The 21042-nt window shown below is 66.6% G+C and carries 22 protein-coding genes; 10 read left to right on the top strand and 12 right to left on the bottom strand.

The features are described from left to right. Positions 1-190: 190 nt before the first annotated feature. Entirely contained in the window at positions 191-841 is a 651-nt protein-coding gene (locus tag ACWIEX_RS16260; RefSeq protein ID WP_454034047.1) for an outer membrane protein, read from the top strand. 158 nt (positions 842-999) lie between these two features. Here ACWIEX_RS16260 and ACWIEX_RS16255 read toward each other — a convergent pair whose 3' ends face one another. From ACWIEX_RS16255 to ACWIEX_RS16240, 4 genes are all read right to left on the bottom strand, one after another. Next, the gene (locus tag ACWIEX_RS16255; protein WP_454034046.1) at positions 1000-1602 is read right to left on the bottom strand and encodes a glutathione S-transferase; all 603 of its coding nucleotides are present in this window, start codon (positions 1600-1602) and stop codon (positions 1000-1002) included. A gap of 34 nt (positions 1603-1636) precedes the next feature. After that, on the bottom strand, positions 1637-2488 hold the full coding sequence (locus tag ACWIEX_RS16250) for a 23S rRNA (adenine(2030)-N(6))-methyltransferase RlmJ (RefSeq protein WP_454034045.1): 852 nt from the start codon (positions 2486-2488) through the stop codon (positions 1637-1639). Positions 2489-2551: 63 nt separating this feature from the next. Next, positions 2552-3214, bottom strand: coding sequence for a ribonuclease T2 family protein (locus tag ACWIEX_RS16245; protein WP_454034801.1), 663 nt, complete (start codon positions 3212-3214; stop codon positions 2552-2554). A gap of 16 nt (positions 3215-3230) precedes the next feature. Next, positions 3231-3689 carry a hypothetical protein gene (locus ACWIEX_RS16240; RefSeq protein WP_454034044.1) on the bottom strand — a complete coding sequence of 153 codons (459 nt, stop codon included), beginning with the start codon at positions 3687-3689 and terminating at the stop codon, positions 3231-3233. Positions 3690-3861: 172 nt separating this feature from the next. Between ACWIEX_RS16240 and ACWIEX_RS16235 the strand changes: the two genes are divergently transcribed. Further along, a complete protein-coding gene (locus tag ACWIEX_RS16235; protein ID WP_454034043.1) occupies positions 3862-4497 on the top strand; it encodes a pyridoxamine 5'-phosphate oxidase family protein in 636 nt (211 codons plus the stop codon). A gap of 10 nt (positions 4498-4507) precedes the next feature. Here the strand turns inward: ACWIEX_RS16235 and ACWIEX_RS16230 are convergent, their stop codons facing one another. Further along, positions 4508-4924: a hypothetical protein gene (locus ACWIEX_RS16230; RefSeq protein ID WP_454034042.1), complete on the bottom strand. Its 417-nt coding sequence runs from the start codon at positions 4922-4924 to the stop codon at positions 4508-4510. 133 nt (positions 4925-5057) lie between these two features. Next, a complete protein-coding gene (locus ACWIEX_RS16225; protein WP_454034041.1) occupies positions 5058-5969 on the bottom strand; it encodes a DMT family transporter in 912 nt (303 codons plus the stop codon). A gap of 135 nt (positions 5970-6104) precedes the next feature. Between ACWIEX_RS16225 and ACWIEX_RS16220 the strand changes: the two genes are divergently transcribed. After that, entirely contained in the window at positions 6105-6428 is a 324-nt protein-coding gene (locus tag ACWIEX_RS16220; protein WP_454034040.1) for an ArsR/SmtB family transcription factor, read from the top strand. Next, the gene (locus ACWIEX_RS16215; protein WP_454034039.1) at positions 6425-6979 is read left to right on the top strand and encodes an SRPBCC family protein; all 555 of its coding nucleotides are present in this window, start codon (positions 6425-6427) and stop codon (positions 6977-6979) included. Before ACWIEX_RS16220 ends, ACWIEX_RS16215 begins: the two co-directional genes overlap by 4 nt. Here the strand turns inward: ACWIEX_RS16215 and ACWIEX_RS16210 are convergent, their stop codons facing one another. The 4 genes from ACWIEX_RS16210 to ACWIEX_RS16195 form a co-directional block, all read right to left on the bottom strand. Then, entirely contained in the window at positions 6980-7504 is a 525-nt protein-coding gene (locus ACWIEX_RS16210) for a winged helix DNA-binding protein (RefSeq protein ID WP_061969424.1), read from the bottom strand. Between the two features lie 167 nt (positions 7505-7671). After that, entirely contained in the window at positions 7672-8667 is a 996-nt protein-coding gene (locus ACWIEX_RS16205; RefSeq protein ID WP_454034038.1) for a TRAP transporter substrate-binding protein, read from the bottom strand. Between the two features lie 35 nt (positions 8668-8702). Next, complete coding sequence (locus ACWIEX_RS16200; protein WP_454034037.1) at positions 8703-10013, bottom strand: TRAP transporter large permease; 1311 nt, start codon at positions 10011-10013, stop codon at positions 8703-8705. 4 nt (positions 10014-10017) lie between these two features. Continuing rightward, positions 10018-10566: a TRAP transporter small permease gene (locus ACWIEX_RS16195; RefSeq protein ID WP_454034036.1), complete on the bottom strand. Its 549-nt coding sequence runs from the start codon at positions 10564-10566 to the stop codon at positions 10018-10020. A 223-nt stretch (positions 10567-10789) separates the two neighbouring features. Between ACWIEX_RS16195 and ACWIEX_RS16190 the strand changes: the two genes are divergently transcribed. Then, the gene (locus tag ACWIEX_RS16190; RefSeq protein WP_454034035.1) at positions 10790-14389 is read left to right on the top strand and encodes a hydantoinase B/oxoprolinase family protein; all 3600 of its coding nucleotides are present in this window, start codon (positions 10790-10792) and stop codon (positions 14387-14389) included. Positions 14390-14565: 176 nt separating this feature from the next. Next, a complete protein-coding gene (locus ACWIEX_RS16185) occupies positions 14566-15261 on the top strand; it encodes an SDR family oxidoreductase (RefSeq protein ID WP_454034034.1) in 696 nt (231 codons plus the stop codon). A gap of 12 nt (positions 15262-15273) precedes the next feature. On the opposite strand, the gene ACWIEX_RS16180 is transcribed toward ACWIEX_RS16185, so the two are convergent. Continuing rightward, positions 15274-15891, bottom strand: a complete 618-nt coding sequence (locus ACWIEX_RS16180) for a LysE family translocator (protein WP_454034033.1) — start codon at positions 15889-15891, stop codon at positions 15274-15276. An 89-nt stretch (positions 15892-15980) separates the two neighbouring features. Between ACWIEX_RS16180 and ACWIEX_RS16175 the strand changes: the two genes are divergently transcribed. Further along, positions 15981-16571 carry a GNAT family N-acetyltransferase gene (locus tag ACWIEX_RS16175; RefSeq protein WP_454034032.1) on the top strand — a complete coding sequence of 197 codons (591 nt, stop codon included), beginning with the start codon at positions 15981-15983 and terminating at the stop codon, positions 16569-16571. Positions 16572-16580: 9 nt separating this feature from the next. On the opposite strand, the gene ACWIEX_RS16170 is transcribed toward ACWIEX_RS16175, so the two are convergent. Further along, positions 16581-17573: an alpha/beta hydrolase gene (locus tag ACWIEX_RS16170; RefSeq protein ID WP_454034031.1), complete on the bottom strand. Its 993-nt coding sequence runs from the start codon at positions 17571-17573 to the stop codon at positions 16581-16583. Between the two features lie 213 nt (positions 17574-17786). On the opposite strand from ACWIEX_RS16170, the gene ACWIEX_RS16165 reads away from it, so the two are divergent. The 3 genes from ACWIEX_RS16165 to ACWIEX_RS16155 all read left to right on the top strand — a co-directional run bounded on the left by ACWIEX_RS16165 (position 17787) and on the right by ACWIEX_RS16155 (position 21028). Further along, positions 17787-19433 (top strand): methyl-accepting chemotaxis protein, encoded by a 1647-nt coding sequence (locus ACWIEX_RS16165; RefSeq protein WP_454034030.1) that lies wholly within the window; start codon positions 17787-17789, stop codon positions 19431-19433. An 81-nt stretch (positions 19434-19514) separates the two neighbouring features. Further along, the gene (locus ACWIEX_RS16160) at positions 19515-20606 is read left to right on the top strand and encodes an ATP-dependent DNA helicase (RefSeq protein WP_454034029.1); all 1092 of its coding nucleotides are present in this window, start codon (positions 19515-19517) and stop codon (positions 20604-20606) included. 23 nt (positions 20607-20629) lie between these two features. Further along, on the top strand, positions 20630-21028 hold the full coding sequence (locus ACWIEX_RS16155; RefSeq protein WP_454034028.1) for a DUF1801 domain-containing protein: 399 nt from the start codon (positions 20630-20632) through the stop codon (positions 21026-21028). The last annotated feature ends 14 nt before the right edge of the window (positions 21029-21042 follow it).

Here is a 21042-nt window from a genome sequence, read left to right as displayed (position 1 = left end):
AGTCGCTGGTTGGTTAACTTGGTTTTACCTATTTGGGGTCAGTTATCGTATTCGTGCCGCATTTCTGCCGCGGTCTGCAAGGCAGATGTGCTTCCGATGCAACAGACAAAGCCGGCTCCCCGTCTTATAACGGGTTCATCGAAATCACCCGCCGGGTTTTCCGGCGACAGCGACGACTAAGGAGTTTGTCATGAAGAAGTATCTGCTTGCGAGCGTTGCCGCGCTCGGCCTCGTCGCCGCTGGCGCCGCTTCGGCCGCCGACCTGCCGTCCCGCAAGGGCCCGATCGCCGCTCCGGTCTACATGCCGCCGGCTTTCACCTGGACCGGTTTCTACGTCGGTGCCAACGCCGGCTACGGCTGGGGTAACGTGAACGCTGACGGCTTCGCCAACGTCGGCGACCTCGACGGCTTCGTCGGTGGTGGCCAGATCGGCTACAACTACCAGATGGGCCAGTTCGTCGTCGGTCTCGAAGCCGACCTCCAGGCTGCTGACCTCAGCAGCGGCAACAACCTCGGCCTCGTCGGCGTCAAGACCGATTACTTCGGCACCGTCCGTGCTCGCGTCGGCGTCGCCTTCGACCGGTTCATGCCCTACATCACCGGTGGTTGGGCCTACGGCAACGTGAAGACCTCGATTCCGGCGATCGGCTTCTCCTCTGATCGCAGCCACACCGGCGGCTTCGCCGTCGGCGGCGGTCTCGAGTACGCCGTCACCAACAACATCATCGCTGGCGTCGAGTACCTCTACGTCGACCTCGGCGAGAAGAGCATCCTCGGCGGCGGCACCAAGGTCGGCACCGACTTCTCGGTCGTCCGCGCCCGCCTCAGCTACAAGTTCTGATCCTCTCCTTCCGGAGACAGAACGGACCCGGTGGCCTCGGCCACCGGGTTTTTTGTTGCCTGGATGCCAGCGCCTCCAGATGGCAGCACATGAAAAAGCCGGCGACCAGGGTCGCCGGCTTCACGGTTTGAAGGCTCTCGCCGGGTCGGTTGCTGCGATCAGCCCTTGAAGCGGGTCGTCTCGAAAGCGGGGACGCGGGCGGCGAAATCGTCGAGCCAGGCGACGAGCTTCGGATGATCGGCCCGCCATTTGCCCTCGAAGCGCAGGTCGAGATAGCCCAGCGCGCAGGCGAGCGCGATCTCGCCGATGCGCGGGCGGTCGGCGAAGACGGGCGGAGTGGCTTCGAGCGCCTCAAGCCCGCGCGCGACCTTGCCGTCCTGATGCGCGACCCAGTTGGCGTTGCGGCCTTCCTCCGGCCGGAAACGCCCTTCATAGACCTTGAGCAGCGCGGCATCGCAGATGCCGTCGGCCAAAGCCTGCAGCCGCAACTGCGTGAAGCGCGCCTCGCCGCCCGGGATGAGCCTGCCGCCGCTGAGATGGTCGAGGTAATCGACGATGACGCGGGAATCGAACAGCGTCGTGCCATCCTCCAGCACCAGCGTCGGAATCTTGCCGAGCGGGTTCTGCCGGCGCAGCGCCTCGGCCGGGTCGTTGGTGTCGGCCGGGACGATCTCGATGCGGTCCATCAGCCCGAGTTCAAGGGCCGCCATCTTGACCTTGCGGCCGAACGGGGAGGCGGGGGAGGAGCGCAGGACGAGCATCGGCGAAATCCTTGATGCGGAGCGAGGAGAGCGATCAGCCGTCGGGGCGGATCGTCTCGCAGTGATAGCGCGGCCGCGCGCCCTGGGCGAGCCGTTCGGTCAATGCCGGCAGCAGCGTTTCCGACTCCTCGGCCAGCCGCCAGGGCGGGTTGACGACCAGCAGGCCGGTAGCACTGAGGCCGCCCGCCGCTTCCGGGCGGTCGACATCGATCTCCAGGCGCAGGAGCCGGCCGATGCCGGCCTCATGGATCGCATCCATGAGGGATTCCACGCCACTGCCACCCTTGATCGGATACCAGAGCGCATAGATTCCGGTCGGCCATTTGCGGTGCGCCGCGATGAACTGGGCGGCGAGCGTGGCGAATTCGTCCTTCTCCTCGAAAGGCGGATCGATCAGGACGAGGCCGCGTCGTTCCTTCGGCGGGACATTGGCCCGCAGTGCCGTCCAGCCGTCGATGGCGAGCGGCTTGCAGCGCTTGTCGTGCCCGATGGCCTCGGTGAGCTTGCGATAGGTCGAGGGATGAAGCTCGGCCGCGACCAGCCGGTCATCCGGCCGCATCGCATGGCGGCAGAGCCAGGGCGAGCCGGGATAGGCGCCGGAGCCATAGAGGGCGCGTGCGCCTTCCAGCGCGGCGCGATAGGGGACGAGCAGCGACTCGACGGCGGGAGACAGGGGCGAGCGATCGATCCGCGCGACACCGTCCTTCCATTCATGCGTCCTGAGCGCCTCTTCCGAATCGAGATCATAGCGGCCGCTGCCGGCATGGGTGTCGATGATGCGGTAGGGCGTCGGCTTGGCGTTGAGATGCAGCAGGATGCGGGTCAGCACGACATGCTTCAGCACATCGGCGAAGTTTCCGGCGTGGAAGCCATGGCGATAGTTCATGCCGCCGTTGGTAGAGGAAGCCGCGCCGGACCGGAAGCGGCAAAGTCCTGCCGTATCCCGCTTTCAGCGCGGGCCGACGACCGTGAATTCCCGGGTGCGGCAGCCGGAGCGGTCAACCTGCTGGCAGGTGCGGAAACCGCGCAGATCCCTGGTGAAGCAGATCTTGACCTCCTGGAGGACGCCGCGCTTGCAGGCGACCGACATCATGTCCGGGCGCAGGCCCGGATTGGCGGCGGCGAAGGCGCGTTCGAGATCGATCGCGGTCCAGCTCTGGTCGCGGTCCGCCTTGGCCAGGGCCGGCGGGATCACGACCTTTTCGCGGGCGCGGCGGACATCGCGAAAATGGTCGCTCGGGCTCGAACCCGTGCAGGTACCGTGCTTGCGCCACTGGTAGCGGGCGAGCCCCTCGGTCGGGAACAGGCCTTCCGCCTGTTCCATCGCGATCCGGGAAGGAGACCGTCCGGCCGGGCCACAATCGCTGGGATAGCCGCGCTCGTTCTGTGGCCAGAGGCCATGCACGACGAAGCGCAGGCCGGCGCCCTCGCCGCATTGCTCGCGATTGCGCGTGCGGTCGCCGTCAAGTTCGCAGAAGCCCGGCGACCAGGACAGCGCCAGGACGTAGAAATCGAAATCGCCGGGCGCGGCGCTGCGTTGGCCGAAGCCTTGCGCATGGCCCGCCGCGGTGAAGCCGAACAATGCCAGGCCCGCGACCAACAGCCGCTTCATCATCGGACCGCCTGGATTACGGGCGCGCCATCTTGCAGTTGGGTGCATAGGAACGCTGCCGGTCGAGGCCGTTGACGCACCAGTTGACGTTCCAGGTCATGCCGAAGAGGCCGAGAGACTCGCGCACGGAATAATCGACGCGGCGGAACTTGCCGTCGTTCAGCAGCACGCGGCCACTGCAGAAGCGGCGCGGGATGAAGTCGGCGCCCCAGCTGCGATAGCCGATCTGCGAAACGCGATCGTAGGACAGCGCCTGGAGCGGGCCCCAATAGGTATCCTCGCGCGAATTGAAGCGGCTGGTGACTTCACCGAGCACGGCGGGGTCGTCGCAGCCGGGGAGATTGCCGTACATCGGGAAGGTGCGGTTCTCCGCGCGGTCCGCAGGATGGACGAAGCGGCCGTTCGCTGCATTGGCCGCGAAGCCCGTGATGCAGGCGATGGAAACAAGGGCGGTTCGCAGCAGGGCGCGGCGCATCGAATCAGGCCTCGTATGGGAGGGCGAAGTTGGCGCGCACGATGGCGGTGCGCCGGGCGCCGGTCAAGACGGCAGAGACGCCATGCGGAGAAGTTGGGCCGGCACGAATCCGCCGCGCTGGCGCGATCCGCGGCAATCGGACAGATTGATCGGATAAACATGGGGAAACGACATGACGGACTGCTTCGACGATCCGACGGCGCGCATCGAGGATGCGGATGCCTTGCGCGGCCATATCGGCCCGGTCTCGCCCCTGGCGACCGGCAAGGTGCTGCGCCGGCTCGACCAGTTCTGTCGGGATTTCATCGCGCTCTCGCCGTTTCTGGTTCTCGCGAGCTGCGATGCCGAGGGTAATGCCGATGCCAGTCCGCGCGGTGACGGGCCGGGCTTCGTGCGCGTGCTCGACGACAATACCCTGCTGATCCCCGACCGGCGCGGCAACAACCGGGTCGATTCCTTCGGCAACATCCTTTCGGCCCCGGGTGTCGGGCTCGTCTTCATGGTGCCGGGGATTCCGGAGACCCTGCGCGTCAACGGCAAGGCGCATGCGACGCGCGATGCCGCTCTGCTGGCGCCTTCCGTCATGCAGGAACGCGTGCCGGTGACCGGGCTCGTCGTCACGGTCGAGGAAGCCTATTTCCATTGCGGCAAGGCGCTGATCCGCTCGAAGCTGTGGGACCCGGCCTCGCAGGTGCCGCGCAACTCCTTCCCGACGCTCGGCCGCATCATCGCCGACCAGACCAAGGCGGTCGATGGCGACGAGGCCGACCGCAATCTCGAGGAAGCCTATCGCCTGCGCCTGTATTGAGAGTGCCCGCTCAGCCCTCGCGCATGCCGCGGGCTGAGCGATCCTGCCGGCGGCGGTACAGCAGCGTGCCGAGTTGCCAAGCGGCGAAGGCAAGGAAGCCAAGGCCGATCAGGCTGCGGTTGCGGGCCGATTCCGAGAGATTCGCAAAGCTCCTGTCATAGGAGAGCAGCAGGATTTTCCCTGCGCTCGTCGCCTCGTAGACGAGCCCGGCATCGGGATCGACGAGGAAGCGCAGCGGCTGGCCCCAGCGAATATTGCCCAGGCCATCGACCCAGAGGTTGCGCGGCGGTGCGTAGGTCTGGAGCATCCGGCCGGATGCGACGAGGGGAAGGAGCTGGGTGCGATAGCCGCCGCGATTGCGGCCGATGCCGTCGCTGATAATGGGCATCTCGACCGAGATCGGGCCGACATGCTCGGCAACCGACAATCGGTCTCGGGGCAGGGGGCTGGCCAGCCAGCCTGAGAGCGCCATGAAGAGGCCGAAGCCGGCCGCACCGAGGCCGACGGTGACGATCCAGGCGTCTGCTGGCTTCCGATCCGTCGGCGTGCCCTTTCGCGTGTCAGCCCTGCTGGCGGATCGTAGCCGCTTTCACGACGGGTTTGTAGGGCGCTACGGTGGCCCGCCGCTCCAGGACGAGCAGGACGAGGCCGGCCGCGACGATCAGCGCCGCGCCGCAGAGCATGGCCGGGGTCGGCCAGTCGCCGAAGATGAACCAGCCGAAGACCAGCGCCCAGACGATCAGGGTGTATTGATAGGGCACGACGACCGAGGCCTCGGCCAGCTTGAGCGAGCGGGTGACGCAGATATGCGCGCCCATCGCGACGATGCCGAGCAAGGCGAGAAGGGCGGCGTCCTTCAGGCTTGGCGTCACCCAGCCGAAGGGCAGGAGCGCAAGCCCCATCAGGAGCGCGCCCAGCGTCTGCCAGGCGACCAGCGTGACGTCCGGCGTGCCGCGCAATTGGCGGCCGGCGATCATCATCGCGGCGAAGAAGAAGCTGCCGAGCACGGCAATCAGGGCCGGCATCGACAGGCTGGCGCCGCTCGGATTGAGCGAGACCGCGACGCCGGCGAAGCCCAGCGCAAGGGCGAGCCAGCGCCGGCCGTCGATGCGCTCGCCAAGAAGCAATGCCGCGAGGATCACCACCCAGACCGGCGCTGCGAGCCAGATCGTCATGGCGTCCGCGAGCGGCAGGTAGCTCACCGCGAGATAGAACAGTGCGACTTCGCCCGAGCTGAACAGGACGCGCAAGGCCTGCAGACCGGGACGCTCCGGCCGCAATGTCCGCTGCACGCCCTGCTTGAAGACGAAGGGCAGGATGACGACGAGCGCCGCCAGGCTGCGCACCACCAGGAGCTGCCCGACCGTGTAGGTCGCGACCAGCCATTTGCCCATCACGTCGTTCAGCGAAAACAGCAGGATGCCGATGAGCATCATGGCGATGCCGGTGAGCGAGGCGTTGCGGGCGGTCATGTCAGGCGAGGGTTTCCAAGGACGAGCCACCACTGGCCGAGTTGGGAGCGCGTGGCAATCCGCACCACCGCATGCCTGCATGAGTTCTCTATATTAAGTATTGACTTAATTAAGTGATTGTAAAATTATTCGGCCATGGATCGCTTTGCCGCCCTTGCCGACCCGACGCGTCGCAGCATCATCGAGATGCTGGGCGAGCGGGCGCTTTCGGCGGGAGAAATCGCTGCAGGCTTCAGCGCCAGCGCACCGGCGATCTCGCAGCATCTCAAGGTGTTGCGCGAAGCAGGGCTGGTGAGCGTCGAGGTTCGTGGACAGCAGCGGATCTATCGGCTCGACCCGGCAGGGCTCGCGGCGTTCGACGCCTGGCTCGGCAAGGTCCGGCGCTTCTGGGGGCACCATCTCGATATCCTGGAGCAGGAACTCGCAAAGCCCGAACCGGGCGAGGGAGACAACCGATGAACGAATACGGTGTCGTGCTGGAAAGCGGGGCGGTGCGCTTCGAGCGCCTGCTGCCGGGGCCCGTCGAGCGGGTCTGGTCCTATCTCACCGAGTCGGAGAAGCGCGGGCGATGGCTGGCCTCAGGCGCCTTCGACTTGCGGGTCGGTGGCCAGACGGAGATGCTGTTCAAGCATTCTGAGATCACCGACGAGACGCCGCCGGAAGCCTATCGCGAGGTGCACGAGAATGGCGTGCGTTCGACCGGGACGATCACGCGTTGCGAGCCGCCGCGGATCATCGCCTTCACCTGGGGTGGTGGCGGGGAGCCGGAATCCGAGGTCGAATTCGAGCTTGTCCCGAAGGGCGAGAAGGTTCTGCTGGTGCTGACGCATCGCAAGCTTGCGAACAAGGCCGAGATGACCAGCGTCTCTGGTGGCTGGCACCTGCATCTGGGCTTGCTGGAGGACCTGCTCACCGGCGCTCCGCGGCGCGGATTCTGGTCGCGCCTCAAGATGCTCGATGCAGAATATGCTGCGCGCTATGCCGACCTGCCCGAGCCGGGGCAGGGCTGATCAGAGGCTCGCCGCCGCCCGCGCCGCCTGGTCGTACTGGCCGGAGAGCGAGCGCATGGCGGCGGCGATCTCGGAGAGCCGGGCCGGGTCGGCACTGGTGGCGCGGATCGACTTGACCAGGAGCTGCTCGCGGATCTGGGCATAGCGCCGGCAGGCTTCCTCGCCGGCTGGCGTGACCTCGACGGTCTTTTCCTTGCCCTTGCGGCCGCCCTTCAGCAGCTTCAGGCGCTCGAGCTTCTTCAGCGAATAGTTCACCAGATGCGTGTCCTCGATATTGAGGACGAGGCAGATATCGGCCAGCCGCTTGGCCTTGCCGCGGTGGTTGACGTTGTGCAGCACGAGCACGTCGAGCGGCGAGAGATCGGCGATGCCGGCCGCCGCCATGCAGCGGATCATCCAGCGCTGGAAGGCATGCACGCTCATGCTCAGCGCGAATTCGAACTCCGACAGAGCCGGCAGCGCTCCCGAGGCGAGATGCCCGGAAGAGACGATCGGGCCGAGGTCGTCGGGGGCCGGGGAGGTCATCGCGCTCGATCATCCTGAAGAAAAGAGCTTCGTCATCCCGGACACGCCGCGCGAGCGGCGCCGATCCCGGATCCATGCCTGAGCCGTTCCGGCATGGATCCCGGGTCTCCCTCCGGTCGCCCGGGATGACTGCTATCGTGTTTCGATGTGCGGCGAGGTTGCCCGCCTCACATCTTCTTGTAGGCGTCGACGATGGCCTGGCCCTCGGCGCCGGCCTTCTTCAGCCAGTCGGCGGTGAGCTGCTCACCGGCCTTCTTGAAGCCGGCAGCGAGCGCGGGCGAGGGCGCCTGGACCTTCATGCCCTTGGCCTTGAGCTGCTCGATGTACCAGCCGGCCTTGTCCTGCCACATCTTCCAACCGCGCTCCTCGGCCGTTGCGGAGGCCTTGAGGATCGCGTCCTGCGTCGCCTTGTCGAGGGCGTTGAAGGCCGCCTTGTTGACGAAGGTGGCGTCCTTCGGAATCCAGGCCTGCGTATCGTAGAAATGGGTCAGCGATTCCCAGACCTTGGAATCGTAGCCGGTGCCGCCCGACGACATGAAGGAATTGACCACGCCGGTCGCCAGCGCCTGCGGCAGTTCCGCCGCCTGGATCGTGACCGCCTGCATGCCGAGCAACTCGCCGAGGCGGGCGGTGCCGACATTATAGGCGCGCCATTTCAGCCCCTTCATGTCCTCGATCGTGTTGATGTCCTTCTTGGTGTAGACGCCCTGCGGCGCCCAGGGGACCATGAAGAGGAGCTTGATGCCCTGCGCGTCGAGCTTCTTCTCGATCGCGGCCTTGGACGCGGCGTAGAGCTTGCGCGAATCGGCGAAGGAGGTCGCCAGGAAGGGCACGACGTCGATGCCGAAGATCGGGTCCTCGTTCTCGTGGTTCGAGATCAGGACCTCGCCCATCTGGGCCTGGCCGGTCTGGACCGCGCGCTTGATCTCGGGCGCCTTGAACAGCGAGGCGTTGCCGTGGATCGTGATCGAGAGCTTGCCACCGGTGGCCGCCTCGACGTCCTTGGCGAAGAGGACGAGATTTTCCGTATGCGGATTGTCGTTGGGATAGGCGGCAGGCAGGTTCCACTTGGTCTGGGCCGAGGCCGATGCGGCGCCAAGCGTCAGGGCAGTGGCGGCGACGCCGGCGACGAGGAGGCCCTTGATGAAGTCCTTGCGATACATGGTGTTGTCTCCGTTCCCTTGGTTTTGATGCGTTATCATTGAGGCGGAAAGGCCATCTGAGGCAAGACCATCACGATCCACGGGAAGATCGTGATGATCGCGACCGCAGCGACCAGCAGGAAGAAGAACGGCAGCGCCGCCAGCGCGACCGTGTTCGAATCCTTGCCGGACATCGTCTGCAGCACGAAGAGGTTGAAGCCGACCGGCGGCGAAACCTCGGCCATCTCGACGATCAGCACGAGGAAGATGCCGAACCAGACGAGGTCGAACCCGGCCGTCTTGATCATCGGGATGACGATGGCGGTGGTCAGCACGATCATCGAGATGCCGTCGAGTGCGGTCCCGAGGATGATGTACATCACGGTGAGCGCAGCGATCAGCGCGTAGGGCGAGAGGTGCAGTGAGTCGACCCACTCGGCCAGCGCCGCCGGGATGCCGGTATAGGCCATCGAGGTTGACATGAAGGAGGCGCCAGCCAGGATCAGCATGATCATGCAGGTGATCCGGGTGGTGCCCATCACGCTCTGCCAGAACGCTTCCTTCGTGAGGGAGCCGGACCACCAGGCGATGCCGAAGGAGCCAAGCACTCCCCAGGCGGCGCACTCGGTCGCCGTCGCCCAGCCGAGCAGCAGCGACAGGAAGACCAGCAGGATGAGCAGCATGCAGGGGATGAGCTGCGCCGATTCCCTGAGCTTCTCGCGCAGCGGCATCTTCGGCTCGCGCGGCGGCGACTGGTCGGGATGCAGCAGGTGCCAGACGATGATGTAGCCGGAATAGAGCGCCATCACGAGCAGGCCGGGCAGGAAGCCCGCGAGGAAGATCTGGATGATCGAGACATTGGCCGCCACCGCATAGACGACCATGGTGATCGAGGGCGGGATCAGGATGCCGAGCGTGCCGGCGCCGGCGAGCGAGCCGAGCGCGAGCTTCTCGTTGTAGCCGCGCCTCTTCAGCTCGGGCAGGGCGATCTTGGCGACGGTGGCGCAGGTCGCGGCGGAGGAGCCGGAGACCGAGCCGAAGATGCCGCAGGCGAGCACGTTGACGTGCATCAGGCGGCCGGGCAGCCAGTTGAGCCAGGGCGCGAGGCCGCGGAACATCTCTTCGGAGAGCTTCGTTCGGTAGAGAATCTCGCCCATCCAGATGAAGAGCGGCAGTGCGGCCAGCGTCCAGGAGGCGCTGTTGCCCCAGATGGTGGTCGCCAGCACGGAGCCGGCGGGAATGCCGCCGCCGACGAACTGCATCGCAACCCAGCCGCAAGCCATCAGCGAGATGGCGATCCAGACGCCGCCGGCCAGAAAGACGGCCAGCAGCAGCAGGAGCAGCCCGGAGATTTCGATCATCGACATGGCGTCAGACTCCGCTCGCCATGGCGCGCTCGACGATCTCTTCGTCCGACTGCGCAGGGGGCTTCTCGTAGCGCGGCTCCCGGCCGCGGATGACGACATGGACGAACTCGTCCAGCATCGCGATGAACAGGATGATCAGGCCACCGGAATAGCCGAGCTGCGGTATCCAGAGCGGCATCGGCACGACGCCGCCGGCGACGTCGTTGAAGGCATAGGACTGCCAGGTCATGATCGCCGCGTGCCAGGCGAAGAAGCCGGAGAAGCCGAGGCCGAGGATCAGCGAGAACACCTCGAAGACCCAGCGTCTGCGGCCCTGGAAATGGTCGATCAGCAGGCCGACGCGAATCATGTCGCCGGACTTGAAGGTGTGGGCGAGGCCGAGGAAGGCCAGCGCCGCCATGCACCACGAGGCGAAATCGTCGCCGGCCGGGATGTTGAGGCCGATCTCGCGGCCGATCGACATGCCCATCATCAGCAGGAAGATCAGGATGAGGAAGATGCCAGCCGCGTAGCCGGCCCAGAGATAAAGCGTATCGAGCGTGCGGCGGATCATGGCGCGCGCCGCTCCTGCCGAACAGGAGCGCATCCGCGCCCGGTTGCCAGGGTTGCTCGCATCGTCGCATCCTCCGCTTTCGCGCCGGCCTGGCCCCTCAGCCATGTTCCAGCCACAATCGGGATCGTAGCCGGCAGAATCGCCTTGTCAATAACTCATCGACGATTTATCGATAAAACGTCAGCGTAAATCATGGCTGGCTTGGCGGAGGGGAGAACGTCTTATGTCGGCGGCGCATTGGGACTTCTGGATCGATCGCGGCGGCACTTTCACCGACGTGATCGGACGCGATCCGGCTGGCAATCTCCATGCCAGGAAGCTGCTCTCCGAAAATCCCGGCGCCTATCGCGACGCCGCCGTGCAGGGCATCCGTGACCTCCTCGGCCTCAAGGTGGGCGAGCCGATCCCGGCCGAGGCCATCGGCGAAGTCCGCATGGGCACCACCGTCGCCACCAATGCGCTGCTGGAACGCAAGGGCGATCGGACGCTGCTTGTCACCACCAAGGGCTTCCGCGACGCGCTGCGCATCGGCTACCAGGCGCGGCCGGACATCTTCGCCAAGCAGATCATCCTGCCCGAAGCGCTGTACGAAGCGGTCGAGGAGATCGACGAACGCGTGCTGGCCGACGGCACGGTCGAGCGCGCGCCTGACGAGGCGGCTATCCGCGACGCCTTGCAGGCACAATACGATGCCGGTTTCCGTGCTCTCGCGATCGTCTTCATGCACGGCTATCGCTACACGGCTCACGAGCAGGTCGCGGCCCGGATCGCGCGCGATATCGGCTTCCCGCAGGTTTCGGTCAGCCACGAGGTCTCACCGCTGGTGAAGCTGGTCGGGCGCGGCGACACCGCCGTGGTCGATGCCTATCTGTCGCCCATCCTCGGCCGCTATGTGCAGCAGGTTTCCGAGGAGCTCGACGTCGCCCGCACCGGCGCGCGGCTGATGTTCATGATGTCCTCGGGCGGGCTCACGGCCGCCGAATTGTTCCAGGGCAAGGACGCGATCCTGTCCGGCCCGGCCGGCGGCGTGGTCGGCCTCGCCGAGACCGGCCGCTCGGCCGGGTTCGACAAGGTGATCGGCTTCGACATGGGCGGCACCTCGACCGACGTCGCCCATTTCGACGGCGAATATGAGCGCGCCTTCGAGACCGAGGTTGCCGGCGTGCGCATGCGCGCCCCGATGATGCTGATCCATACGGTGGCGGCGGGCGGCGGCTCGATCCTGCATTTCGACGGCGCGCGTTTCCGCGTCGGACCGGATTCGGCCGGCGCCAATCCGGGGCCGGCCGCCTATCGCCGCGGCGGACCGCTCGCGGTGACCGATGCCAACGTCATGGTCGGCAAGCTGATCCCGTCCTATTTCCCGGCGATCTTCGGGCCGCAGCAGAACGAGCCGCTCGATGTCGCGATCGTCCGCAACAAGTTCGCGGTGCTGGCGGCCGAGGTCGGCGACGGGCGCAGCCCTGAGGAGGTCGCGGACGGGTTCATCCAGATCGCCGTCGCCAACATGGCCGAGGCGATCAAGAAGATCTCGGTCCAGCGCGGCTATGACATTACCCGCTATGCGCTGAACTCCTTCGGCGGCGCCGGCGGCCAGCATGCCTGCCTCGTGGCCGATGCGCTCGGCATCAAGACGGTGCTGCTGCATCCGTTCTCCGGCTTGCTCTCGGCCTATGGCATGGGCCTCGCCGAAATCCGCTCGACGCGGACATCGGCGCTGGACGTCGCGCTCGACGGTGAGGCCAAGGCCGCGATCGAGGAGGTCGCCGCAAAACTCGCCGCCGATGCCAAGGCGGAGGTCGCCGGCCAGGGCGTGGTGGAGGGCGACATCGCGATCCATGTGCGCGCCCATATCCGCTATTCCGGCACCGATACCGCGATCGCGGTTCCGGCCGGCACGCGCGCCTCCATGCAGGAGGCCTTCCAGACCGCGCATAAGGCCCGCTTCGGCTTCATGGACGAGACCAAGGCGCTGGTCGTCGAGGCGGTCGAGGTCGAGGCGGTCGGCGGCGGCGCGAAGTTCGAGGAGGCTGCGTCTTCCGAGCAGGCGGGCGAGCCGGTTGCTGCCGAGCGCACGCGCTTCTTCGCCAAGGGGCAGTGGCATGACGCGGCGATCGTGCGGCGCGAGGCGATGACGCCCGGCCAGAGCATCACTGGGCCCGCGATCATCATCGAGCCGAACCAGACCGTCGTCGTCGAGGAGGGCTGGAGCGCGAAGCTCACGGCTCGTGACCATCTCGTGCTCGTCCGCGTCAAGGCGCTGGTGCAGCAGGCGGCGATCGGCACCAAGGCCGACCCGGTCATGCTCGAGATCTTCAACAACCTGTTCATGTCGATCGCCGAGCAGATGGGCGTGACGCTGCAGAACACCGCCTATTCCGTGAACATCAAGGAGCGGCTCGACTTCTCCTGCGCGGTCTTCGACCAGACCGGCGCGCTCGTCGCCAACGCGCCGCATATGCCGGTGCATCTGGGCTCGATGGACCGTTCGGTCGAGACCGTGATCGCCAACAACCCCGTCATCAAGCCGGGTGACGTCTATTGCCTGAACGCGCCCTATAACGGCGGCACGCATCTGCCGGATATCACGGTCTGCACGCCGGTCTTCGACCCGCAGGAGAAGGACATCCTGTTCTGGGTGGCGAGCCGCGGCCACCATGCCGATGTCGGCGGCACGGCGCCCGGCTCGATGTCGCCGCTCGCGACGAAGATCGAGGAAGAGGGCGTCTATATCGACAATTTCAAGATCGTCGATCAGGGCCGCTTCTGCGAGGAGGAACTGGTCAAGCTCTTGACCGGCGCACGCTATCCGGTCCGCAACGTCGTGCAGAACGTCAACGACCTGAAGGCGCAGATCGCCGCCAACGAGAAGGGTCTGGCGGAGCTGAAGAAGATGATCGGCTCCTTCGGCCTCGACGTGGTGCAGGCCTATATGGGCCATGTCCAGGACAACGCGGCCGAGAGCGTGGCGCGGTTGCTCACCAAGCTGCACGATTCCGAATTCACCTATCCGATGGACCAGGGCTGCGCGATCAAGGTGAAGATCACCATCGATCGCGAGAAGCGCGAGGCGACGGTCGATTTCACCGGTACCTCCGAGCAGCGCCCGGACAATTTCAATGCGCCGGCGCCGGTGACGCGGGCCGCCGTGCTCTATGTCTTCCGCGTCATGGTCGACGACGCGATCCCGATGAATGCGGGTTGCCTGCGTCCAATTCGGATCGTCGTGCCGGAAGGCTCGATGCTGGCGCCGCGTTATCCGGCGGCGGTGGTGGCAGGCAATGTCGAGGTGTCGCAGGCGGTGACGAACACGCTGTTCGGCGCTCTCAAGGCGATGTCCTGCTCGCAGGGCACGATGAACAACCTGACCTTCGGCAACGACCAGTACCAGTATTACGAGACGATCTGCTCGGGCTCGCCGGCCGGTCCCGGCTTCGACGGCACGTCGGGCGTGCATGTCCACATGACCAATTCGCGCCTGACCGATCCGGAGATCCTGGAGACGCGCTTCCCGGTCGTGCTGGAGGATTTCCACATCCGGAAGGGCTCGGGCGGCAAGGGTGAGTGGACGGCTGGCGACGGCACCTCGCGCACCATCCGCTTCCGCGAGACGATGGATTGCGCGATCCTGGCTTCGCATCGCCGGGTCCGGCCCTTCGGCGTCGATGGCGGCGAGGCGGGCGAGCTTGGCAAGACGCTGGTGCGCCGGCTTTCGGGCGCGGTCGAGGAGCTGAAGCCCTCCGATCAGACCCTGCTCCAGGCCGGAGAGGCGGTGACGGTGATCACGCCGACGGCCGGCGGCTATGGCAAGACGAAGAGCTGAGGCGCATTTGCCGTCATGGTCGGGCTTGTCCCGACCATCCACGTCTTCGCTGGTCGAAAGTCGCGTTCAAGACGTGGATGCTCGCCACAAGGGCGAGCATGACGCGTAAGCGTTCGTGCCTCTGGTCAGAATGCGCGGATCATCCTTAGCTCCGTCTCCTGACCATGGAGACGGACATGCCCCAGACCTGGATGATCACCGGTGCCAATCGCGGTATCGGACTTGCCATCACCATCGAATTACTGCGCCGGGGCGACCGCGTGGTCGCGGCGGCGCGCAATCCCTGGGGTGGAGCGCTCGCCGAGCTTGCGGCCGAGCATCCGGCGGCGCTGATTCCGGTCGAGCTCGACGTCACTTCCGACGCCAGCATCGCCGCGGCGAAGGAGGCCCTGGCCGGGCAGCCGATCGACGTGCTCCTCAACAATGCGGGCCTCTACGGCCCGCGCGACCGGCAGAGCGGGCTCGATGTCGATTTCGACGCCTGGCGTGAGGTCTTCGAGGTCAATGTCTACGCGCCGATCCGGGTCGCACAGGCGTTCCTGCCGAATGTCGAGGCCGGGCAGGGCCGCAAGATCGCGACGATCTCGAGCCGCATGGGCTCGCTCTCCGCCAATCCGGGCAATGCGCTGATCTACCGCTCGTCAAAGTCGGCGGTGAACATGGCCATGGTCGTGTTCGGCAACAGCGTGCGTTCGCGCGATGTCAGCGTGATGCTGTTCCATCCCGGCTGGGTCCAGACCGACATGGGCGGCAGCGGTGCCGACATCACGCCGGCTGAGAGCGCCAAGGGCCTGATCCGCACCATCGACGCCTCGGGCATGGCGCAGACCAACAGTTTTCGCGATTATACCGGCGAAGCGATCGCCTGGTGACGGTCGGCCGCCTCAGCTCGCCCGCGTCGAGGCGAGCCAGAGACCGCCGCCGACCAGGAAGCCGCCGCTGAGCTTCGACAAAAGCCGGACGCGGCTGCGCGACAGCAGGTGCCCGGCCTTGCCGGAAAGCAGGGCATAGGCGCCGTCGCTGAGCGCGGCGAAGACCAAGGCCGTCGCGCCCATGATCGCGATCTGGGTGGGGTGGTCACGCGCTGGGTCGAGGAATTGCGGGAAGAAGGCGCCGAAGAACAACAGCGTCTTCGGGTTGCTCAGCGCAACCAGCGCGCCCTGCAGGAAAAAGCCGCCGCGCGGCGGCTTCGCCGGAGCCTTGCCGTCGAGATCGGCGCCGGCCGAGCGGAACATCTTCCAGCCCAGCCAGATCAGGTAGGCCGCGCCGGCCAGCCGTACCCACTCGAACCAGTGGCCGAGCGCTGCGATGACCGAGCTCAATCCGATGCCGGCGACGAGGACCATGATGCCGAGCCCGGCCTGGGTTCCTGCCACGTTGAGGAGGCCGGCGCGGGTACCGTGCTTCAGGCTGTTGGCGACGATCAGCGTGACCGTCGGCCCGGGTACGATGATGATGACGATGCAGGCGATGAGATAGGCGGCATAGACTTCAAGCGACATGGCGCTGACCTCCGGCAATGCCGCACAGTGATCTGCCGAACTTGGCCGCCTGTCCAGATGCTTCGCCTTGCTGCGGACGGGAGGTCGCGATGGTGCTGACGGGTTTTGAGGTGAAGCCGCTGACGCCCGAGCGCTGGAGCGATCTGGAGGATCTCTTCGGCCCGCAGGGGCCCTGCTATGGCTGCTGGTGCAACCATTTCCGGATGCCGCAGCGCTTGCGCAAGCCCCTACTCGGCGAAGGTGCGCGGCAGCTCTTCGAGGATCGCGTGAAGAAGGGCCCGCCGCCCGGCGTGCTCGCCTATGCCGAGGGCAAGCCGGTCGGCTGGCTGCAGGTCGGGCCGCGCGCCGATATCCCGGAATGGAACAATCCGCGTCGCGCCTCGACGCCGCTGCCAGATGCGCCGGCAGAGGACACCGGCAACTGGGCGGCTTCCTGCTTCTTCGTGCGCAAGGGCTTTCGCGGCAAGGGTGTCACCGGCGCGCTGCTCGACGGGGCCGTCGCCTTCGCACGCGCGAGCGGGGCGCGCTTGATCGAGGCGGCGGCCATGGACAACCAGGACAAGCGCAGCACTGAAGGGCTCTATGTCGGGCCGGAAAGCGTGTTCCTGCGCGCCGGCTTCGTGGAGGTCGCCCGCCAGAAACCCGGGCGGCCGCTGCTCAGGCTGATGCTCCGGGCATAGTCGCCGCGGTCAGCGCGAGAGGCCGTTCAGGAAGGCCGTCAGCCGGTCGAGCGCCTGCTGCCCTTCCGGGCGGTCGAGATCGAACTGGTACTCATGCGGCAGCTTGGGAGCGAGCTCGGGCGGGAAGAACAGGGTGTCGACTCTGACGCCGCGGTCCCGCAGGGCCTGCGCCATTGCCACCGATTGCGGCGCCAGCGGATCGCCGTTTCCAACCGAGATGAAGCTCGGTGGGAAGGCCTCCGTGACATAGCGCGGGACGGAGGCCTGGGTCAGGCGCTCGCTGTCCAGCGGGTTGGCCACGCCGAAATAGGCGGAGAGGACCGAGCGGACGAAATTGCCGAAGAAGCCCGTCAGGTCGATGGCGGTGAGGTCGAAGGCGCCGCAGAACAGCACCGTGCCCCGCAGGCTCGCGGGCGCGATGGCCGGCTTCAATCCGAGCAGTTCGCCATAGTCCTTGCCGGTCAGGCCGGCCGCGAGCTGGGCGGCGATATGCGCGCCGGCCGAATCGCCTGCGAGAACGATGCGCGTCGGGTCGAGGCCGAGGCGCTGCCCTTCGCGCTGCAGGAAGCCGAGCGCAGCATTCGCCTGCAGGACCGGTGTGGGATAACGGCCGGTCGGCGCGCGGGTATAGCCGACTGCGACGACCGCGAAGCCGCGCCCGGCGAGGATCTTGAGATAGGGCGCGACATCGCCGCGATCCCCGGCGACGAAGGCGCCGCCATGAATCCAGACCACGGTGGGGCGCCCCGGTTCGACGCGGCCACCCGAGGGGAGATAGACGTCCAGCCGTTCTTCCTCCGCGCTGCCATAACGGATGTCGCGCTGCTCGCGGATGCCGAAGGGGACGTGGCCAGCGAGCGCGGCCGTGGTCTTCGAGGCGCCATAGGCGAAGGCGAGGCGCGTCAGCAGCGTCGTGGGCCAGGGCGACAGAGCGAAAGCGGCATAGCCGATGAAGGCAAGGCCGAGACAGAGCAGCAGAATCCGTTTGGCGCGTCGTCTCATGATGCGAAGCTAGGCCGGCCTGCGATCCCGGGCAATCGGGTCGAATTCCGATCGACGGGGCAACGGGGTGGATTATTGTATAACCGGCTAAACTATTGATATTATTGCGTCATCACGCTTCGCGTTAACCTCGTGTTCGTTTGCCTCTGCCACATGGACGGCAGCTACGAGACTGAGGCGGCGATGCGGCGACTGGGACTGACGGCGAAGATCATGATTCTCTTCGCCCTGCTGGCTCTCGCCGGGGCGCTGGGCCTTGCCAGCGCCTTGCGTGGTTTTGATGAGGCAAGGCGCATCGATGCCGCCGCCTTCTCGGATATCCGCCTCGCCGGCAGCGCCTCGCTTTTGTCCAGCCGGATCGCAGCCGCCGCGCTGCTCAGCCGGGTCGACACGGACAGCTCCCCGCAGGAGATCGAGGCGATGATCGGCAAGCTGGATGCCGCCATCGAACTGGTCGACGCGGCGCGGGCGCATCTGATCTCCGCCCTGCCGGCGAGCCTGCGCGAGGCCAATCCGACGCTCGATGCGCGGATCAAGACCTTCATCGCCTTCCAGCATGGCATCGTCGATATCGGCCAGCGCATCTCGGCCAAGGCCGCCTTGCTGGAGGCGGGCGCGGCTGAGGCGCGCGTCAATGTCGACGAGATCGTTGCGACGACCGCGGCCTTGCGCGACGAACTTGCCAAGCGGGCAGGCGAGACCTCGATCCGCGCCAGCGCGCGAGCAGAAGCTGTTCGTCTGCGGACGATCCTTTTCGCGGTACTTCTCCCGCTGGGCGGCGGGCTTCTGGCCCTGCTGATGCTGCGCAGCCAGTTGACGCGGCCCTTGCGCGATCTGATGGAGGCGATCCGGCAGGCGGTGGCGTCCGACCGGATCATCGACGTTCCGCATCGCGACCGGGCCGACGAGATCGGCCAGCTTGCCCGCGTCGTGCGCCAGCTCAGCGAGATCAGGGCGACCTTGGTGACCCGTGAAAGCGAGGCCGATGATGCGCGGCGCCTCGAACAGCTGCGCAATGCCGAGTTGGCCGGGATCGCCGACGAGTTCGAGGTGCGGCTCGGCGTCCTGCTCGGCGAGATCGGCCGGTCGAGCGAGGTGCTGCGCATGGCATTGCAGGATGCGGCGGTTCGCGTGCACCAGATCTCGCGGAGCACCGAGACGGCGGCCGCTTCCGTCGATGGTGCGGGGATTGATGCGCGACGCTCCAGCGAGGCGGCGCTGCGGCTGGATTACGTCGTCGGCCAGATCAATCGCGAGGTGAGGCGGGTTTCGGAGATGGCGACCGGGGCGACCCGCGAGGCGGCCGGGACCCATGCGCTGGTGACGCGCTTGAGCGAAAACGCCGCCCAGATCCGCGATGTCGTGGGCATCATCGACGCCGTGGCGCGCCAGACCAATCTGCTCGCCCTCAACGCGACGATCGAGGCTGCGCGTGCGGGCGCCCATGGCCGCGGCTTCGCAGTGGTCGCCGCCGAGGTGAAGACGCTCGCCAACCAGGCCTCGGACGCCGCCGGGCGGATCGTCAGCCGGATCGCGCAGGCCGATGAGGCATTGTCCCATGCCGCTGAGGCGGTGTCCGCTATCGGCGCGAGCGTTGCGGCGGTCGAGCAGACCGGGACCGAGATCGCGACGATGGTCGGCTCGCATGTCGAATTGCTGGGTTCGCTCGGCGAGACCGTGGCGCGCATCTCGGATGTGACCGGCACGGCTGCGCTGGCGATGGGGGAGATCGCGGCCGCCAATCTCCAGACCGTCGGCCAGGCCGATACCGGGGCTGCGAGCGCGAGGGAGCTCGACCGGCGGATCAATGCCCTGCAGGCGGAGGCTGCGGCTTTTGTCCGGCGTTTGCGTGCCGCCTGAGCGGTTTCGGGTGCGCCGGGCTTGCCTCACAGCCCGACTCGGCCCCATCTGCGTCATGCCTTTTTCGACGATGATTCTGCGATGAGCTGGTCGCCCCAGCAGGATATGGCTTTGACCGCCGTGGCGCGCTGGCTGCAAACCGGCGAGCCGCAACTCTTCCGCATGTTCGGCTATGCCGGCACCGGCAAGACCACGCTCGCACGCCATATCGCCGAGGCCGTCGACGGCGACGTCGTCTTCGCCGCCTATACCGGCAAGGCCGCGCTCGTGCTGCGCAACAAGGGCTGCCATGGCGCGCAGACCATTCATTCGCTGATCTATCGCTCGCGCGGCGTCGACGAGGAAAGCCCGATCTTCGCGCTCAACCGCGACAGCGCAGCGGCCAAGGCCAAGCTGATCATCATCGACGAATGCTCGATGGTCGACGAGGAGCTGGGGCGGGACCTGCTCTCCTTCGGCACGCCGGTGCTGGTGCTGGGCGACCCGGCGCAGCTTCCCCCGGTCAAGGGCGGCGGCTTCTTCACCGAGCAGGAGCCGGACGTGATGCTGACCGAGGTCCACCGGCAGGCGGCGGACAATCCGATCGTGCGGATGTCGATGATCGTGCGCGAGGGCGGGCAGCTCGAACTCGGCGATTACGGGCCGAGCCGGGTGATCCGGCGCCATGAGATCAATCCGGAGATCGTCATGGGGGCCGATCAGGTGCTGGTCGGCATGAACAAGACGCGGCGCAACTACAATGCCCGCATCCGCCAGTTGATGGGCCGCACCGATAACAGCCCCGTCGCCGGCGAGAAGCTGGTCTGCCTGCGCAACGACAAGAGCAAGGGGCTGCTCAATGGCGGCTCCTGGATCGTGCAGGAGATCAAGACCTCGAAGAAGGGGCTGGTGACCATGCGGGTGACGCCGGAGGACGATGCCGGCGCCAAGGCGGTCAAGGTCTCGGTGATGCCGAATTTCTTCGACGGCACCGAGGAGGAGATCCCGTGGGAGCTGCGCAAGCACACCGACGAGTTCACCTTCGGCTATGCGCTGACCGTGCACAAGTCGCAGGGCTCGCAATGGGACGATGTCGTGCTCTTCGACGAGAGCTTCGCCTTCCGCGAGCATCGGGCGCGCTGGCTCTATACCGGCCTGACGCGCGCGGCCGAGGCGGTTACGGTCGTGGTCTAGGCTCTGGTGCGAAGGGAGCGATCATGGCGAAGGACGAGGTTCAGGATGCGGCGGCTTCCCGGCTGATCGACGAGAAGATCGAGTCGCTCTCCGACTGGCGTGGCGCGACGCTGGCGCGGATGCGCGCGCTGATCCGCGAGGCCGATCCCGATGTGGTCGAAGAGGTGAAGTGGCGCGGCGTGCCGGTCTGGTCCCATGGCGGGATCATCTGCACCGGCGAGACCTATAAGAGCGTGGTCAAGCTGACCTTCGCCAAGGGTGCTTCGGTTGCCGATCCCGCTGGACTGTTCAATTCCAGCCTGGACGGCAATGTCCGGCGCGCCATCGATATCCGTGAGAACGAGGTGATCGACGCCGAGGCCTTCAAGGCGTTGATCGATGCGGCAGTGGCCCTGAACACGTCCCGGCCGCGGCGCCGCTAAGGCTGCCCGGCCCA

The organism is Allobosea sp. NPDC055353, from assembly GCF_053644975.1.
The sequence above is the reverse complement of the archived record's forward strand: the minus strand, read 5'-3'. Positions and strand labels throughout refer to the sequence as shown.